Annotated in this window: 18 protein-coding genes; 10 read left to right on the top strand and 8 right to left on the bottom strand. The window is 30.0% G+C overall.

The window, feature by feature from the left end:
* Positions 1-390 precede the first annotated feature (390 nt).
* Positions 391-951 carry an acetate uptake transporter gene (locus tag WBG30_RS01625; protein WP_424502900.1) on the bottom strand — a complete coding sequence of 187 codons (561 nt, stop codon included), beginning with the start codon at positions 949-951 and terminating at the stop codon, positions 391-393.
* Between the two features lie 211 nt (positions 952-1,162).
* Here WBG30_RS01625 and WBG30_RS01620 point away from each other — a divergent pair, with 211 nt between their 5' ends.
* The 8 genes from WBG30_RS01620 to yjeM all read left to right on the top strand — a co-directional run bounded on the left by WBG30_RS01620 (position 1,163) and on the right by yjeM (position 8,898).
* The gene (locus WBG30_RS01620; protein WP_424502899.1) at positions 1,163-2,155 is read left to right on the top strand and encodes a LacI family DNA-binding transcriptional regulator; all 993 of its coding nucleotides are present in this window, start codon (positions 1,163-1,165) and stop codon (positions 2,153-2,155) included.
* A gap of 23 nt (positions 2,156-2,178) precedes the next feature.
* Complete coding sequence (locus tag WBG30_RS01615) at positions 2,179-3,303, top strand: ABC transporter ATP-binding protein (protein ID WP_424502898.1); 1,125 nt, start codon at positions 2,179-2,181, stop codon at positions 3,301-3,303.
* Positions 3,304-3,421: 118 nt separating this feature from the next.
* A complete protein-coding gene (locus WBG30_RS01610; RefSeq protein ID WP_424502897.1) occupies positions 3,422-3,658 on the top strand; it encodes an HTH domain-containing protein in 237 nt (78 codons plus the stop codon).
* A 143-nt stretch (positions 3,659-3,801) separates the two neighbouring features.
* A complete protein-coding gene (locus tag WBG30_RS01605; RefSeq protein WP_424502896.1) occupies positions 3,802-4,881 on the top strand; it encodes a hypothetical protein in 1,080 nt (359 codons plus the stop codon).
* Positions 4,882-5,297: 416 nt separating this feature from the next.
* Complete coding sequence (locus WBG30_RS01600) at positions 5,298-5,516, top strand: DUF896 domain-containing protein (protein ID WP_424502895.1); 219 nt, start codon at positions 5,298-5,300, stop codon at positions 5,514-5,516.
* Between the two features lie 10 nt (positions 5,517-5,526).
* A complete protein-coding gene (gene asnS, locus WBG30_RS01595; RefSeq protein ID WP_424502894.1) occupies positions 5,527-6,918 on the top strand; it encodes an asparagine--tRNA ligase in 1,392 nt (463 codons plus the stop codon).
* A 114-nt stretch (positions 6,919-7,032) separates the two neighbouring features.
* Complete coding sequence (locus WBG30_RS01590) at positions 7,033-7,263, top strand: TM2 domain-containing protein (protein WP_424502893.1); 231 nt, start codon at positions 7,033-7,035, stop codon at positions 7,261-7,263.
* Between the two features lie 126 nt (positions 7,264-7,389).
* A complete protein-coding gene (gene yjeM / locus WBG30_RS01585) occupies positions 7,390-8,898 on the top strand; it encodes a glutamate/gamma-aminobutyrate family transporter YjeM (RefSeq protein ID WP_424502892.1) in 1,509 nt (502 codons plus the stop codon).
* Between the two features lie 81 nt (positions 8,899-8,979).
* On the opposite strand, the gene queC is transcribed toward yjeM, so the two are convergent.
* The 5 genes from queC to WBG30_RS01560 all read right to left on the bottom strand — a co-directional run bounded on the left by queC (position 8,980) and on the right by WBG30_RS01560 (position 12,717).
* Positions 8,980-9,657: a 7-cyano-7-deazaguanine synthase QueC gene (gene queC / locus WBG30_RS01580; RefSeq protein ID WP_424502891.1), complete on the bottom strand. Its 678-nt coding sequence runs from the start codon at positions 9,655-9,657 to the stop codon at positions 8,980-8,982.
* A 55-nt stretch (positions 9,658-9,712) separates the two neighbouring features.
* Entirely contained in the window at positions 9,713-10,378 is a 666-nt protein-coding gene (gene queE / locus WBG30_RS01575; RefSeq protein ID WP_424502890.1) for a putative 7-carboxy-7-deazaguanine synthase QueE, read from the bottom strand.
* Between the two features lie 93 nt (positions 10,379-10,471).
* Positions 10,472-10,891, bottom strand: a complete 420-nt coding sequence (gene queD, locus WBG30_RS01570) for a 6-carboxytetrahydropterin synthase QueD (RefSeq protein ID WP_424502889.1) — start codon at positions 10,889-10,891, stop codon at positions 10,472-10,474.
* 14 nt (positions 10,892-10,905) lie between these two features.
* Positions 10,906-11,700 carry an acyl-CoA dehydratase activase gene (locus tag WBG30_RS01565; RefSeq protein ID WP_424502888.1) on the bottom strand — a complete coding sequence of 265 codons (795 nt, stop codon included), beginning with the start codon at positions 11,698-11,700 and terminating at the stop codon, positions 10,906-10,908.
* A gap of 3 nt (positions 11,701-11,703) precedes the next feature.
* On the bottom strand, positions 11,704-12,717 hold the full coding sequence (locus tag WBG30_RS01560; protein ID WP_424502887.1) for a 2-hydroxyacyl-CoA dehydratase family protein: 1,014 nt from the start codon (positions 12,715-12,717) through the stop codon (positions 11,704-11,706).
* Positions 12,718-13,283: 566 nt separating this feature from the next.
* Here WBG30_RS01560 and WBG30_RS01555 point away from each other — a divergent pair.
* Complete coding sequence (locus WBG30_RS01555) at positions 13,284-14,912, top strand: Na/Pi cotransporter family protein (RefSeq protein ID WP_424502886.1); 1,629 nt, start codon at positions 13,284-13,286, stop codon at positions 14,910-14,912.
* Between the two features lie 57 nt (positions 14,913-14,969).
* Here WBG30_RS01555 and WBG30_RS01550 read toward each other — a convergent pair whose 3' ends face one another.
* Together WBG30_RS01550 and WBG30_RS01545 are read right to left on the bottom strand one after the other, a co-directional pair.
* The gene (locus WBG30_RS01550) at positions 14,970-15,662 is read right to left on the bottom strand and encodes an LrgB family protein (RefSeq protein ID WP_424502885.1); all 693 of its coding nucleotides are present in this window, start codon (positions 15,660-15,662) and stop codon (positions 14,970-14,972) included.
* Complete coding sequence (locus WBG30_RS01545; protein ID WP_424502884.1) at positions 15,659-16,003, bottom strand: CidA/LrgA family protein; 345 nt, start codon at positions 16,001-16,003, stop codon at positions 15,659-15,661. The genes WBG30_RS01550 and WBG30_RS01545 overlap by 4 nt, the downstream gene beginning before the upstream one ends.
* A gap of 319 nt (positions 16,004-16,322) precedes the next feature.
* On the opposite strand from WBG30_RS01545, the gene moaC reads away from it, so the two are divergent.
* Positions 16,323-16,817 carry a cyclic pyranopterin monophosphate synthase MoaC gene (moaC, locus tag WBG30_RS01540; RefSeq protein WP_424502883.1) on the top strand — a complete coding sequence of 165 codons (495 nt, stop codon included), beginning with the start codon at positions 16,323-16,325 and terminating at the stop codon, positions 16,815-16,817.
* Positions 16,818-16,987: the final 170 nt, after the last annotated feature.

Raw genomic sequence — 16,987 nt, 5'->3', positions numbered from 1 at the left:
ACATCCTATAAATAGTGTCCCTGGATGTTGTCCATCTTTTACTAACTTCAAATATAAGTCTTTATTTTTTTTAAACTTTATAGCTTTAAATTTTTGATGTCCTTTTAATAACTTTTCCATAATGACCTCCTTTATGTTCTAACTAATCCATATTATAGCATATTTTAAAATTTTTTTTACAATGATGATAAAAATATTAAACAAAAAACAACATAATGTTGCATCCAAATAAACATATTTTTGATTTATATAATCTGTTTATTTCCCCATAAATTTAATTTTAAAAATTCTATTCTTACAGAATAAAGGAATAATATTTTATTGATGTTTCTTATAAGTATGGTTTTCTAGGTAATAAAAAAGCCTATAAAAATTTATAGGCTTTTATTATTATAATGGTAGTATTGTTTTACCATATTTTTCATTTAAAATTAACCCTGCTGCTTCATAGATTGCTGCAGAACCACATATGATTCCTACATATCCAGCTATTCTACCAAATAATGCACTTTCTAATAGGAAATGGAACCCTAATAATATGAATAAAATAGTTAATGTACCGAAAACTATTTTTCCAATAGTAGCTCCATTTAATGTACCAATGAAGAAGATGAAAGTAACTACACCCCATACAAACATGTAAGAAGCAAGAGCTACACTGTCAGCAGCTAAATATTCTGCTTTATTTAACACTAAAATTCCAACTAATGTCCACCAAAAAGCTCCATAAGAAGTAAATGCAGTGGCTCCGAATGTGTTTCCTTTTTTATTTTCTTGAATTCCTGCAATTATCTGTGCAAATCCTCCATAAAAAAGTCCCATCATTAATATCATGTCATTTAACTCAAATAAACCTGCATTGTGTAAATTTAATAATAAAGTTGTTGTTCCAAATCCTAAAAGCCCTAAAGGTGCCGGGTTAGCTGTTGTATCTTTAATAGATCTTTCCATTTAATTTTTCCTCCTAATATAATGATTTTACAGGGTATAGTATCATTAATTTTAACTTAGTGCAAGTTTTTTTGGTATATATATGTATTTCATATATGAAAACTGATTAAAAATCACGGGAAAAGAACTATTGTAGAAAAAAAGGTTTGATTTTCGAAAAAAATATAGTATAATAATCTTAGGTAAAACGTTTTACTAAAAGGTGGTGTAAATGGGAAAGTTAACAATTAAAGATATAGCTAAAAAATCTGGATTCTCTGTATCAACTGTTTCTAACGTTATAAATGGAAAGGGCAAATGTAGTGTAGAAACTCAAAAAAAAATATTTGAGCTAATGGAAAAAGTAGGATATAAACCTAATCAGGCAGCAAGAACTTTAGTAAGCAAAAAATCTAATCTTATTGGAATATTACTTCCTGTTGAGAATAATACCTTTAGAAAAAATAGTTTATACCAAAACATCCTAAATTCTATAACCTTTGAACTTTCAAAAAAATCATATGATCTAGTAATTGGAAATAATGTTAAAGATTTAGAAATTTTAGAATGGTCATTGAAAAGAGATTTAGAGGGGATTATAATTATAGAAGATTTAGATCCTTTAAAAGAAAAAGATTTAAAAAAAATAAACATTCCTATAGTTTTTATAGACAACTACAAAAATAATCTCTATGGTGTCAATTATATTAATAGTGATGATACTATTGGAGGGTTTAATGCCACTGCAATATTAGCTAAAAATAGTTGTGAAAACATAGCTTTTGTTGGGAGTGAGGATATAGAGATCCATAGTAGGAGATATTTGGGGTATCAGAGTGCACTTATGGAATCTTCTTTAGGAAAAGAAATGTTATACCTAGATGAATCTACTTATGAAGGTGGTTTAGCAGTAGGAGAGTTAATATCTAAAACTGATATAGATGGTCTATGTGTAGCTTCTGATGTAATGGCATTGGGGGTAATCACCTCTCTTCTAAAAAATGGTAAAAAAATACCGGAAGATATAAAAATCATAGGATTCGATAATATAAATTCGTGTCAATATACTACTCCTACTCTGAGTTCTGTAGATTTAAATTTTTCTACAAAGGGAGAAGTAGCGGTGCAGATGATCTTTGATGAGATTGAGGGGAAGAGTTTTTTAAGAAACCAATCAATAGATTTAGATATAGTATTAAGGGAAAGTACAGAAAATAAAATTTAAATGATATATACAGGGGGATAAAAATGGCAGTAGTAAAATTAAGAAAGGTAGAAAAGACATATCCAAATGGATTTAAAGCAGTACATGGGATAGATTTAGATATTAAAGATGGAGAATTTATGGTATTTGTAGGTCCGTCTGGTTGTGCCAAATCTACAACTCTTAGAATGATTGCAGGATTAGAGGATATAACTGGTGGAGAGGTAATCATAGGAGATAAAGTTGTAAACGACATGCCTCCTAAGGATAGAGGAATTGCTATGGTATTCCAAAACTATGCACTTTATCCACATATGACTTGTTATGAAAATATGGCATTTGGTCTGAAATTACAAAAATTACCTAAAGCTGAAATAGATGAAAGAGTAAGAGATGCTGCTACAAAATTAGAAATAACTGATCTATTAGATAGAAAACCAAAGGAAATGTCTGGTGGGCAGAGACAAAGGGTAGCAGTAGGAAGAGCTATTGTTAGAAAACCTGAAGTTTTCTTATTTGACGAACCATTATCAAACTTAGATGCTAAATTAAGAGTTTCAATGAGAGTTAGAATTACTCAATTACATCAGGAGTTAAAAAATGCTGGTCAGCCTGCTACTATGGTTTATGTTACTCATGACCAAGTAGAGGCTATGACAATGGGAGATAGAATCTGTGTATTAGAATATGGTGTGATTAAGCAGGTAGATACTCCTATAAATTTATACAGCAGACCAAAGAATAAGTTCGTTGCAGGATTTATTGGTTCACCATCTATGAATATTATTCCATCTGAGTTAATTATGAGTGATGGAAAGATTTCTGTGAAAGTTGGAGATACAGTTTTACATCTCCCTGAGAAAAAAGCTGAAAAAGTAAAGGATTATGTTGGGAAAAAAGTGTGGTTTGGGATTAGACCTGAGCATATTGGATCTCATGAAACACACCCAAATAAAGACAATTATATAACTGGAAAGATCTCTATTGTAGAGCAAATGGGAAATGAGGAGTTTATTTATTTCGCAATTAATGGAGTTCAATATTCTGCTAGATTAACTTCTGAAAATGTTAGAGAAACAGGAAATGGAAAAGATTATAACTTCTGGTTTGATATGGAAAAATGTCATATTTTTGACTATGAAACAGATGAAAATATTTCTTTAGTATAAAAAAACTCCTAATCTTATATACTGTACCCATAGAAATAGACGCGCTAAAAAAGCCTCTATTAATTCTATGGGTTTTTTTAATACAATAAAGTAAATAAAAATAGGAGGTTTGGATATTATGTCTAAGTTAATATTTTCTGAACAAGAGGTTAAAAGATTAAGAAAAAACATTTATGTTAAAAATGATTCATATAAAGCAATTACCTATACATTAGAATTTAAAAAAAATTTTATTAAAGATTACAACAATAATGAGCTCCCACGCTATATTTTTGAAAAATATAATTTTGATATTGATATTGATATTGATACTATCGGAATGGAAAGGGTTAAATTCGCTTCTAAAAGGTCATAGTACTATGATCTAGCCTTATTCTTTGTTTTAAGCTTCAACCCATATATTCTTGCCAATATCATAAGGGGGTTGTATAATAATAATAAAGAATTTTAAAGATTCAATCAATAAAAAAAGATAGAAAATTTTAGGAGGAGATAGTTATGAAAAATATAGAAAAATCCAAGGGACCTTGGCTGTATCGATTTTTAATAAAAAGTTTTATAATTATTTTTGGTATCCTTGTGTTTTGGATCCTGGGATTTTTTTTAGAAGATATAGAGTCTATAAAGGGTCCTAAGTACGATAAAATAGAAAAATCATACATTGAGTCTGGCTTAATAACAAAGGAAAAAGAACTCAAAAATCAAATAGAGGTTCTCACAAGAAAACAAGTAAAGAATGAAAATGAGATAGCTATAGTGAAAAATAGTTCTAGAAATTTACAAAACACTATAAATCAATTGATGGCCCTTAAAAAACTAGCTCTTGAAAATTCAAAGATAATCTCAAATTCAGAAGAACAACAACTAAGCAAAAGTGTCGAAACTTTTTTGAAGAGTCAGAAAACCTATCAAAAATTAAATATGGAATTAGCTCAAATTATAGAAAATAAACAAATACTAGAAATAAATAAACAAGAACTAGGAATAAAATTGGAAGATCAAATGAATGAAGCTCAAAAACAATATAGTAAACTCCTAAAAAGTCATAATTTGAAACTGGCTTTTTTACAGATAGCAGTCCTCTTCCCATTTTTGTTAGGAGGGATATATCTTATCCTAAAGAAAAAGTCCAGCAATTATTATCTTCTTTTTATAGGTTATGGAGTAGCAGTCTTTTTTAAGATTTTCTTAGTTATCCACAGATATTTCCCATCTAGGTATTTCAAATATATCTTGATATTAGGGCTCCTATTTACAGTAGTAAAGATCCTCACATATCTTATAAATATAATAATTAATCCAAAGAAACAATGGCTATTAAAACAATACAGAGATGGATATGAAAAATTTCTGTGTCCAGTATGTGAATATCCTATTAGAAGGGGACCGAGAAAATTTTTATATTGGACTCGAAGAACCGTAGGAAAAGTAACTTTACAACATAGCAACACTGTAGGAAAAGATAAACCCTATTCATGTCCATCTTGCGGAACAACCCTCTTTGAAGAATGTCCTACGTGTCACGAGATAAAACATAGTCTTTTACCTACTTGCTGTCACTGTGGAAGCAAAAAATAAAATACACAGAAAGTTGACAATTAAATAGCATAATAGTATAATATTTTTAATTATAAAGGCAAGGATGAGGAGAGTAACTTCTAATAGATACTTAAGCGAGCTAGTGACGGTGAGAGACTAGTAGTGGAATTAGTTGTGAAGAACACCTTGGAGCCGCTAACCCAAAGGATTTTTTAATCTTAGTAGGCTTAGACGTATTTGGCACGTAACGTCAAAGGGTATCGAGGAACTGTTTCTGTGTGTCTCCGTACTTACTTTATTTTTTTAGGGTTTGTATGAATTTTGACTTCTCACTTTTACAGTGGGGAGTTTTTTGTTTTATCTATAAAAAATTTTTAATATTTGTTACCTATGGGAGCAATATCAGAAGATTCAGGTAGAACTATAAAAAGAAAGAATTAGATAGGAGGAACAAAGTGGAAATGAAAGATATTATAGCTAAGGTGAATCACTATTCAGCACTAGCAAAGAAAAGAACACTGACAGATGAAGAAGCAATAGAAAGACAAAAATATAGAACACTATATTTGGAACAATTTAAATCCCAAGTTAAGGGACATTTAGATCGAGTAAAAGTTATAGATGGAAATGGAAATGAAGTAAAATTAAATAAAAAAAAAACTAAATTAAGTTAGGGAGGATTTTATGAAGAAAGTAACAGTTAAAGAACTCATCAGAAATGGTGAACAATTTTTAGACCAAGAAGTACAAATTTCTGGTTGGGTAAGAAAAATTAGGAGTCAAAAAACTTTTGGTTTTATAGAATTAAATGACGGTTCATTTTTTACTGGACTACAAGTGGTATTTGAGGAGAATTTAGTAAATTTTGACGAGGTAAGCAGAGCATCTATAGCTACATCTATGTATGTAACGGGAACTTTTGTTAAATCAGAAGGAAAGGGACAAAGTTACGAGATCAAAGCAACCTCTGTAGAGATATTCCAAAAAGCTGATTTAGATTATCCGTTACAAAATAAGAGACATACCTTTGAGTATTTAAGATCAATAGCACATCTAAGACCTAGGACTAATGCTTTTTCAGCAGTATTTAGAGTTAGATCAATAGTTGCATATGCTATTCATAAGTTTTTTCAAGATCAAGAGTTTGTATATGTACACACTCCAATCATAACTGGAAGTGACGCTGAAGGTGCAGGAGAAATGTTTAGAGTAACTACTTTAGATTTAAACGATGTTCCAAAAACAGATAAGGGAGATATAGACTACAAAGAAGACTTCTTTGGGAAGGAAACTAACCTTACTGTAAGTGGACAATTAAATGTGGAAACTTATTGTGCTGCATTTAGAAATGTATATACATTTGGACCTACATTTAGAGCAGAAAACTCAAATACAACTAGACATGCATCTGAATTTTGGATGATAGAGCCTGAGATTGCTTTTGCAGCCTTAGAAGCTAACATGGATTTAGCTGAAGAGATGGTAAAATACATCATCAAATATGTTATGGAAAAAGCCCCTGAAGAGATGAAATTTTTCAATAAATTTGTAGAGAAAGGTTTATTTGATAAATTAAATAATGTTTTAGCAAATGACTTTGCTAGAGTTACATATACTGAAGCAGTAGATATCCTATTAAAATCAAATAAAAAGTTTGAATTTAAAGTAGAGTGGGGAATTGACCTTCAATCTGAACATGAAAGATTCTTAGCGGAAGAACATTTTAACAGGCCTGTTTTTGTAACAGATTATCCAAAAGATATCAAAGCATTCTATATGAAGCTTAACGAAGATGGAAAAACAGTAAGAGCTATGGATCTATTAGCTCCTGGAATTGGCGAAATTATAGGTGGTTCTCAAAGAGAGGACAACTTAGAAGAATTAGAGAGAAGAATGGATGAAGTAAACCTTCCTAAAGAAGATTATAAATTCTATACAGATCTTAGAAAATATGGTTCATTCCCTCATTCAGGATATGGATTAGGTTTTGAAAGAATGATAATGTACGTTACTGGAATGACAAATATCAGAGACGTAGTTTCTTTCCCTAGAACTCCTAAGAGTGCAGAATTTTAAAGTGTACTAAATATAAATAAAGTGGAGTTTGATTGTTTAAAACAATCAAACTCCTTCTTTTTAAATCGATGTATGTAAAATAATTATTGCTATTTTAATTTAGGAGGTTAAAAAATGAGTATGATGCAAGTAAGTGATAAAACAAGAACTTTAAGTTTAGTGTTTTGTATAGTTGGGTTTTTAGGGATAGGTGGACTTCACAGATTTTATGTAGGGAAGGTTTGGACAGGTTTATTATACCTTATGACAGGAGGATTATTTGGAATTGGAACCATTTTAGATCTTATAAAAATATCTACCAACACTTTTACTGATGCACTTGGGTATCCAGTAACTAAAAATTAAAACATTTGTACCTTTCTTAGAGAAAGCATAGAAAAATTAATTTTTCTTTAAAAAGTTCACCAATTGTGCTACAATACATCAAAAGTATTAATTTTTTAACATTAAAAACTTCAGGAGGACTTTATAATGAAAGAAAAAAATGTAAAAAAAATGTCATTAATATCATTGATCTTAATGATATTCACATCGGTATTTGGGTTTACTAATATTCCTAGATCATTTTATTTAATGGGATATGGTGCAATACCTTGGTATATCATTTCAGCGGTTCTATTCTTTATACCTTATGCTTTTATGATGGCAGAATACGGTGCGGCATTTAAAGATGAAAAAGGTGGTATATTTTCTTGGATGAAAAGATCAGTAGGTCTTAAATATGCATTTATTGGTACATTTATGTGGTATGCATCTTACGTAGTTTGGATGGTAAATATCAGTTCATCTATTTGGATAGTTATTTCAACTGCAATCTTTGGAGAGGATTTAACTTCTAAATTACATCTATTAGGATTAAACTCCACACAAACATTAGGACTTTTAGGAGTTTGTTTAATAATATTAATTACATTTACAGCAACTAAGGGACTAGAAAAGATAACTAAGGTAACATCTATAGGTGGCTTAGCCGTTACTCTTCTTAACTTAGTATTATTATTTGGTTCATTATTAGTATTAGCATTAAATGGTGGAGAATTTGCTCAACCTATCGTTGCTAATTCATTTATTGCATCTCCTAACCCTGCTTATGGAACACCTATGATGGTTGCGTCGTTTATGGTATTTTCTATCTTTGCTTTTGGTGGTATAGAAGCTGTAGGTGGATTAGTTGATAAAACGCAAAATGCAGAAAAAACATTCCCTAAGGGAGTTACTATTGCAGCTATAGTTATTGCCATTGGATATGCTATAGGAATCTTCCTATGTGGTATTTTCACAAACTGGAGTGCAATCTTATCAGATCCATCGGTTCATATGGGGAATGTAGCCTATGTAATGATGCAAAATCTAGGATATCAAGTTGGAACAGCACTTAATTTAAGTGAACCAGTTGCTATCAATGTTGGGTTATGGATGTCTAGATATATGGGGATCTCTATGGTCTTAGCATTAGTTGGAGCATTCTTTGCCCTGTGTTACTCTCCATTGAAGCAATTAATTGAGGGAACACCAGACGAAATGTGGCCTGAAAAAGTAAAGGTAATCAAAGGTGGAATGCCAGTAAATGCAATGTGGTACCAATGTGCTATTGTTGCAGTATTTATCGTTATGATATCTTTTGGTGGAGAAGGAGCATCTGCATTTTTCTCTAAATTAATCCTTATGACAAATGTAGCTATGACTATTCCTTACTTATTCCTAGCTATAGCATTCCCATTCTTTAAGGGAAAAACAGAGATAAATAAACCGTTTGAAATTTATAAAACACATAGGGCTTCTAAAATAGCAACTTTCTTTATTGTTGCATCTGTTGGATTTGCAAATATTTCAACAATTATAGCTCCAGCTATAGGTGGAGATCTCCCTTCTACTCTGTGGATGATAGGTGGACCAGTATTTTTTACAATCATAGCTTTAACAATTTATAAGAGATATGAAAAGGTTATGGAAGCAAAGAAAAGAATTAAGATGGTATAAATTGTCGAGAGAGAGTTTTGATTTTAAAAAAGGGAGCTAGACCGCATACGGCGGTCTAGCTCCCTTTAAAAAAAGATAAAGCTAAACTTTTAAAAAATTTTCTTTGAATTCTAAATAACCATTTTTTCTCAGAATACAAGCAGGACAATCTCCACATCCATTTCCAACTATTCCATTATAGCAGGTAAGAGTTTTATTCTTTATAATGTCCAAAACTCCTAGTTCATAGGCCATATTCCACGTCTGGGCTTTATCTAACCACATAAGTGGTGTCTCTAAAACAAATGTATAATCCATAGCTAAGTTTAAAGTCGTATTTAAAGATTTGATAAATACATCTCTGCAATCTGGATATCCGCTGAAATCACTTTGAGAAACTCCAGTCATAATTACATTAATACCTCTTTGTTTGGCAAAAATTCCTGTAAAGGTTAAAAATATCATATTTCTTCCATCTACAAATGTATTGGGGACTTCATTTTCTACAGCTTCTCCTTTTTCAACTTCTAAATCTGATCTTGTGAGAGCATTGGGAGCTAATTGATTTAACAATCCCATATCTAATATATGATGTTCTACTTCATTGTTTTTACATAATTCCTTGGCACAGTCTAATTCTAAACTATGCTTTTGACCATAATTAAATGAAATTGCAATAACTTCCTTATATAATTTTTTAGCATGGAATAAAAGGGTTGTACTATCTTGCCCCCCACTAAAAACTAAAACACAACTATTTTTATTAATTCTATCTTTCATAAACTACTCCTTTTTTATTTTTTATTCCCAATCTAGATTTAACGTAATGTTTATCCTATACACCTTGTTTATTACCCCAGATAAATTTATGCATCTGTAGTTGTAACCTTACTCCGTTTAAGTTGAATTTCTTCATAAATTCGACTATCTCATCTAAGTTTATTTTTTTATATACAGAGCTAAAATAGACACTGCATCTATTTATAAGGCCGTATTTTTGTATAATTTCTTTAGCCTTTAAAAGATCATCATAGTCTCCTACAACAAATTTTATCGTATCCAGTTTAGATATTGTTTCAAAGTTTTTTAGAAACATAAACTCTTCCATCTCACTTGAAGGTCCTTTATAATCAACAGTAAAAGATAAGTTTTTTGCATCTAATCTGAATAAATTCAAATCAGCACTTCCGTTTGTTTCAATCTCCAAAAATAGAGAACTATCTTTAATTATATATTGTATTAGGTCTTTAACGCCGATATCTAAAAGAGGTTCTCCACCTGTAAGAGTTACATTTTTAACTTTTGTCTCCAAAATATAGTTATATATATCTTCCTTAGCCATAGGTGTGATAGTTACGTTTTCTTCATTAGCCCACATTGTATCACAATAATTACATCTTAAATTACATTTTGCAAGTCTAATAAAAACAGCTAACTCTCCTGATCTCTTTCCTTCTCCGTTTATACTCACAAATTTTTCAACTACGTTATAATATTTCATATTGTTTACCACCTTTTTTATATTTAAGCGAACTATAATCTTTATTGAATTAACTTTACTCTCTGTCTAGATAAAACTTTACGTTGTTACTGTTTACTTTTCATATGTCGCCGAATTTGTCGGAGTTTCATATACAGTTACTCTTTTTACAGAATATCCCTTTCTCTCTAAAATTTCATAGAAATACCTTGAAAATTCCTCTGCTGTTGGCCTAAAATCTACCTCGATTATATTAAAATTATCTTCTTTTAAGCAATTTAAAGTTATCTCTTTCATAGTCCCCTTTTCTATAATTAGTGCATGATCGTGATCATCTACCATTTTTTTAATATCTTTTTTAATATCTCCAAAATCCACGACCATCCCTCTTAACTGTCCATTTTGTTCTAGCTCTTCACCACATATTTCTGCAATAACTCTCCATCTATGCCCATGAATATTTGAGCACTTTCCCTGATAATTTGCTAAAAAATGGGCACTATCAAAACTATGTTCTCCCTTTAATATATACATACTTTATTTCCCCTCTATATAAAAAATTCTCCATAATAACAACATCCTATAGCTCCATTAAATTGTGGATACTCTAAAACTTTTACTTCTATATAATCTGTTTCTAGATATTCTATAACAGCTTTATTTTTCGCTACTCCACCGCTGACAACAAGGGTTTCTCCTCTAAATTTTGTAAGCAGGGGACGTAATCTACTATACATAGAATAATTTATCCCAGATGCTAGTCTATCCAAAGGGATCCCTTCAGCAATTTTGCCAATCAATTCTGATTCTGAAAAAACAGCACATGTTGAATTAAGTTTTACTGGATCTTTAGAATAATTTGAAAGTAAATCTAAGGGTATTTCTAAAACATTGGCCATATTTTCTAAATATCTTCCACAAGAAGCGGCACACTTATCATTTAAATCTAAATCTGTAGCCAACCCCTTTTCAACTTTTACAATTTTTACATCCTGTCCTCCAATATCTAACAGAATAAAATCTTTTTTTTCTGATTGAGCCAAAGCACCGTATACGTGGGCTTTTATCTCATTTATAGGTTTAAATAAACTAAGATCCGTATTATTTCGTCCATATCCTGTAGAAATAGCTAGATCCACATCCTCTATTCCTAATTTCTTTAAATCCACAATTATTTTATTTTGGTATTGACAATAATCCCTATAAAAAGATACAGTACTTATCTTCTTTTTCAACACTATTTTTTTGTCTTCTGTAACTATAATTTTAACTTCTCTACTACCTAAATCTATTCCTACTATCTTTTTAGGAGTCATTTTTGTTTTATAAATAATATTATTCATTGTTTATCTCCAATCTTTTTTTTTATCACTTTGCTTTTTATCTTTTAACATATCTAAAAAAGCTTCTATTCTAAGTTTAGTCCTAGCATCTAAAACGTTGGATTTGTCTCCTTCAATGGTCAATACAGGGATATCTAATTCTTGCTTTAAAATTATGTCTTCAACTGCACGATGGCAAAATGCCTGAGTATAGTGAATAACCGCATCTAATTTTCTTTCCTTTATCTGTTTTTTTATATCCTCTAATCTAAAATCTATATCATATGTGTATGTGTAATTATAATACTGTTCATATATATTTTTAGATTCCATAGCTCTTGGAAAAGCAAATTCTCTCTGGACTTCATTGTATATAAACCTTCCGTCTAGCAACTCAACATAATCATGAAGATCTCCTTGCATAGGAGGTATTCCTAGATATCCTAGCTTTAATTCTTTCTTATCTATAGGTCTTTTATTTATTTCTTCTATTTTTTCATCTAAAAAATTACTATATTTACTCACATTCCCATCAAAATCACTGAAACAAAGCTGAAGTATATGATTTTCAAAACCTGTTGCCTTTCCTTCTAGTGTAAGTTTGTCTATAGATTTAGCTTTTTCCCTTATGAGGTTTAATCTATTTCTCTGCTCCTCTACCTCTTCATGAGAGACATCCATATATTTCATGAGTTTATCCAATTCATTTTTTAAATCATCTAAAGAATGGGAATGAGGGTAACCAAAAGAATGTATTTTTATATTATTCTTTTTAAATATTTCTAAAAGTGTTTTAGTATTAGAACAGTCTCCTTCTGTTACGCCTAAAACTTCCTGGATTCCATTTTCAATACAGGTTCCATATATCCCTTTAATCCAAGCACACATGCTTTTAGGGAACCCATCACGTTCTGCCCTTTCTATATATTTATCATAATATTTAGAAATAATAAAAACATTATTTAAATCTATGGGAGTATACCCCGCTGCTAAAAGTATCTCTATTGGTACCGTAGTCGTTAAACCTATTTTCTTCATTTTTTTCCTTTCATAATTTAAACAATAAAAAGGCAATATAACGTTGCGTCTAATTAGTCATGATCAAAGTCTTTATAATTTTTAATTTTTAAATAATAAAAAAGAAGGATACACATAGTATCCTTCCATAAAATCAAAATAGAACTCTGAAAATTTTCAGAATTGTGTCCTAGTTTTATTTATAGACAGGATGGTCCCAGTGAACTGTCTTTATTCGTTTTTGTACTATATACTATCATATTTTTATTTATATTCATAATAAAAAACGTCCTAAATTATTTACACTTCAATTAAGACCCTTTAAACAAGGAATCTTTATCTAATTTTTTTGTCTTATGTTTTATTTAGGTATATTTGACGTATAAATTTTTTACATTACTTTTACATTAAATAAACATTAATTTTACATCTTTAGTTTATAATACTTGTATATTAATTGAAAATAATCAAGGAAAAGTACCAGCTATACAGTAAAATATATTGGGATTTTAAAATTATTTTTTGTAAAAAATATGTAAATATGTCAATTATTGATAAATAGAATGGTAAATTTAAGGAGGAGTTAAATGGGATTAGATATATTTTTTAATGTTATAGGAGGATTAGGAATCTTTCTATATGGTATGCATCATATGTCAGGTGGAATGCAAAAAATTGCCGGAGCTAAAATCAAAAATATAATTGGTTTATTGACTAAAAATAGAGTTATAGCTTGTATAGTCGGTGTAGTAGTTACAGCTATGGTTCAGTCATCTTCTGTAAGTACAGTTATGACTATTGGATTTGTTAATGCTTCACTTATGAGTTTAAAACAGGCTTTAGGAGTTATCTTAGGAGCTAATATTGGTACCACTGTTACTGGTTGGATTCTAGTATTGAAAATAGGTAAATATGGTCTACCTATGGTAGGTGTAGCTGCTATTTTGTACTTATTTACTAAAAATGAAAAAGTGAAAACTAAACTTTTAACATTTATGGGTCTAGGAATGATCTTCTTTGGACTAGAACTTATGAGCTCAGGATTTAAACCACTTAGAACTATGCCTTTTTTTATAGAATTATTTCATAGTTTTGATGCTTCTAGCGGTTTTGGAGGGGTTATAGCTGCGGCCCTTGTAGGAGCTTTGCTTACTGCCATAGTACAGTCCTCTTCAGCTACTTTAGGTATAACAATAGTATTAGCTAGTCAAGGAATGATAAATTCTGAGACAGCTGTTGCTTTAGTTTTAGGAGAAAATGTAGGAACAACAATTACCGCTATGTTAGCTTCTTTAGGAGCTCGTGCCAATGCAAAAAGAGCTGCAATAGCTCATACAGTTATAAATCTTATCGGTGTAACATGGGTTGTATCTATATTCCCATTCTACCTCCATTTTTTATCTAACTTTGTTGATCCTACAGTGAATATTACTAAATATATTGCTACTGCTCATACGATGTTTAATGTAACTAACGTATTATTGTTCTTGCCATTTATAGGTTATATAGCTAAAGTCTTGGAAAAATTAATAGTTGAAAAGACAGAAGTTGTTAAAAAACTTACTCAATTAGATGAAAGGATGTTAGAAACTCCTAATATTGTAGTAGAACAGACAAAATTAGAGATAAGTAAAATTGGAACAGAAATTATCTCTTCTTTTGGAGATTTAAAGAAAACATTTATAAATAATTTATCTTCAGATTCAAAAGAATTTCAAAATGTATTGGATTTAGAAGATAAAATGGATATAGTGCAAGGAGAGATTGCTTCTATAAACTCCAAGGTTCTTACTTTAGATCTAGAAGCACCAATTATAAAGAAAGCTAGAAAAAATATCGCTATCTCAGACCAATATGAATCTGTTACTGATTACCTAAAAAGAATTATATTTATACATAAGAGATTATTTGATAATGATCAAAAACTAAGTAAGAAAAACTTAGAAGAACTAGAAAAAATTCATACTATGACTGTAGATTTCTTTGAATATGTAGACAATTCTTATAAAGAGGAAAACTACAGAATTTTAGGAGAAGCTACTAAAAGATCTTCAAATATTTCAAATCTATATAAAGAGATCAGAAGAAACCATCTAGATAGAATGGCTGAAACAACTAAGTCACCAGTATTAGTTACAGGATATATGGATATATTAAATCACTATAAAAGATTAAGTGATCACTCTCTAACAGTAGTAGAAATATTAAATATATAGAATTTTAAAAAAAGATTCCCAGATGGGAATCTTTTTTTAGGATCATATTGTTACTTTTTAAAACAACACTACATATAATATTGGTAAGATAAAAACTGTTAAAATTCCAGCTACCCCAATGGCTAAACCACTCATAGCTCCTTCTATTTCTCCCATCTCAATAGCTCTAGAAGTACACACAGCATGACTTGCAGTACCACTGGCTATTCCTTTGGCAATTTTATTTTCTATCTTAAATATTTTACATATAAATGGTGCCAAAACAGCTCCTGTTATCCCTGTTATCATAACCATTACTATAGTAATAGGAACAATACCTTCTACTTGTTTAGACAACTCTATGGCTATAGGAGTAGTCAGTGACTTTGGTAAAGAAGATTTTATAAGACTAAGATCTAGCCCTAATACTTTTCCTATGAGAACACAAGATAGTATAGAACTCAAAACTCCTACAACAACTCCTCCTAATATAGGTACAAAATGTTGCTTCAAAAGATCTATCTTTTTATATAAAGGTACCGCTAAAACAACTGTTGCAGGTCCTAAGAAAAAAGAAATTAAATCTCCACCTTTTTTATATGTTTCCACCGGTATTTTGAAATATAATAATATAGGAATTATAATTATAAGGGCTATTAATATAGGATTTAAAATAGGTACTTTAAATTTTTTATAAATTTCTAATCCTATGATATATGCAATAATTGTCAGACAAATCCCAAATAATGGACTATTTAGTTGTTCTATCATTTTTCCCTCCTATTTATTAAGTACTGAACTGTCAAACCTGTGGTTCCCATGGTAATTATAGTAGTTATCATCATAGTTATTACTATTTTTAATACATTTCCATTGAGCAGCTCTAAAGCCGAGATCAACCCTACTCCTGGTGGAATAAAAAATATAGCCAAATTCAGCAAGATATTATTTGCTCCCTTCTCTACAAAATCTAAATTAATTAATTTTCTTTCTAGTAAAATGAAAAGTATCAGCATCCCAATAACTGGCCCTGGAAAGGAAAAATTAATGGATTTACTGATAATTTCTCCTAAATAAGTTACCATAAATATAATGGCATATTGTTTTACCATAATCTATCACCTCGGGAAGTATTATACCATAAAAAGATTCCTTCTTTAATATGTGTTTATGCCTCAATTTGATCTAAAAAATCAAAGAAAGAATAGGTGTAGTTAAGTAATGCAAAATTGTTATTATTAGAACGTTTTCCTTGAATATAGTAATTTTAAACTTCTATTAAGAACAATAAAAAACATTCCAACCGAAGTCTAAAGACTGTAAACTTTAATTAAAACATGTTTAACCTACAATAAAGAAAAGTTTTTAGATTTATTTTTTTTTCAAAAAATGTTAATATTAAGTATAAAAAATATATAATAGGAGAAAAATATGGAATTTAGTCATTTTAAAGATGGGAAAGCTGTCATGGTAGACGTAAGTAAAAAAGAAGATACCAGTAGGAAGGCCACAGCTTGTGGGAGTATCGAAGTTAATTCTGAAACTATGAACCTTATTGTAAACGGAGGAGTAAAAAAAGGAGATGTCTTAGGAGTTGCTAGGATAGCTGCTATCATGGCTTCAAAAAAAACTCATGAACTTATTCCTATGTGTCACCCTTTACTTCTTACAGGAGCTGATATAGATTTTGAAATAGATCAGAAAAACTTAATCATATATGCTAAAGGGACTGTAAAAACTACTGGACAAACTGGAGTAGAAATGGAAGCTCTCCAAATGGTAAGCACAGCGTTATTAACTATTTATGATATGTGTAAAGCCATAGATAAGGAAATGATCATAGGAAAAATATATCTAAAGGAAAAAACAGGTGGAAAGAGTGGTAAATTTGTTAATTCTAAAAAATGGGATCTATCCCAAATTTAGTGTAAATTAAAATATTCCCTTCCTAATTATTAGAGGTATAATCTAGTAATTAGGGAGGGATTTTTTATGAGTAAAAAAGCGAAAAATATTAATCCATTGGTTAAAAAGATCTTTGAAGAAAATGATATTGAAAATATTTCTGATGCACAAAATATTATGAAAGATATGTT

It is taken from the genome of Psychrilyobacter sp., assembly GCF_049671765.1.
Taxonomy (GTDB): Bacteria; Fusobacteriota; Fusobacteriia; order Fusobacteriales; family Fusobacteriaceae; genus Psychrilyobacter.
Note: the sequence above shows the minus strand (reverse complement) of the source record. Positions and strands in the feature narration are given on the sequence as shown.

Bases quoted from the DNA above. Each gene is read 5' to 3' on its own strand.
- WBG30_RS01625 (WP_424502900.1), bottom strand. From the start codon at position 951: ATGGAAAGATCTATTAAAGATACAACAGCTAACCCGGCACCTTTAGGG.
- WBG30_RS01620 (WP_424502899.1), top strand. From the start codon at position 1,163: ATGGGAAAGTTAACAATTAAAGATATAGCTAAAAAATCTGGATTCTCT.
- WBG30_RS01615 (WP_424502898.1), top strand. From the start codon at position 2,179: ATGGCAGTAGTAAAATTAAGAAAGGTAGAAAAGACATATCCAAATGGA.
- WBG30_RS01610 (WP_424502897.1), top strand. From the start codon at position 3,422: ATGTCTAAGTTAATATTTTCTGAACAAGAGGTTAAAAGATTAAGAAAA.
- WBG30_RS01605 (WP_424502896.1), top strand. From the start codon at position 3,802: ATGAAAAATATAGAAAAATCCAAGGGACCTTGGCTGTATCGATTTTTA.
- asnS (WP_424502894.1), top strand. From the start codon at position 5,527: ATGAAGAAAGTAACAGTTAAAGAACTCATCAGAAATGGTGAACAATTT.
- WBG30_RS01590 (WP_424502893.1), top strand. From the start codon at position 7,033: ATGAGTATGATGCAAGTAAGTGATAAAACAAGAACTTTAAGTTTAGTG.
- yjeM (WP_424502892.1), top strand. From the start codon at position 7,390: ATGAAAGAAAAAAATGTAAAAAAAATGTCATTAATATCATTGATCTTA.
- queC (WP_424502891.1), bottom strand. From the start codon at position 9,657: ATGAAAGATAGAATTAATAAAAATAGTTGTGTTTTAGTTTTTAGTGGG.
- queE (WP_424502890.1), bottom strand. From the start codon at position 10,378: ATGAAATATTATAACGTAGTTGAAAAATTTGTGAGTATAAACGGAGAA.
- queD (WP_424502889.1), bottom strand. From the start codon at position 10,891: ATGTATATATTAAAGGGAGAACATAGTTTTGATAGTGCCCATTTTTTA.
- WBG30_RS01565 (WP_424502888.1), bottom strand. From the start codon at position 11,700: ATGAATAATATTATTTATAAAACAAAAATGACTCCTAAAAAGATAGTA.
- WBG30_RS01560 (WP_424502887.1), bottom strand. From the start codon at position 12,717: ATGAAGAAAATAGGTTTAACGACTACGGTACCAATAGAGATACTTTTA.
- WBG30_RS01555 (WP_424502886.1), top strand. From the start codon at position 13,284: ATGGGATTAGATATATTTTTTAATGTTATAGGAGGATTAGGAATCTTT.
- WBG30_RS01550 (WP_424502885.1), bottom strand. From the start codon at position 15,662: ATGATAGAACAACTAAATAGTCCATTATTTGGGATTTGTCTGACAATT.
- WBG30_RS01545 (WP_424502884.1), bottom strand. From the start codon at position 16,003: ATGGTAAAACAATATGCCATTATATTTATGGTAACTTATTTAGGAGAA.
- moaC (WP_424502883.1), top strand. From the start codon at position 16,323: ATGGAATTTAGTCATTTTAAAGATGGGAAAGCTGTCATGGTAGACGTA.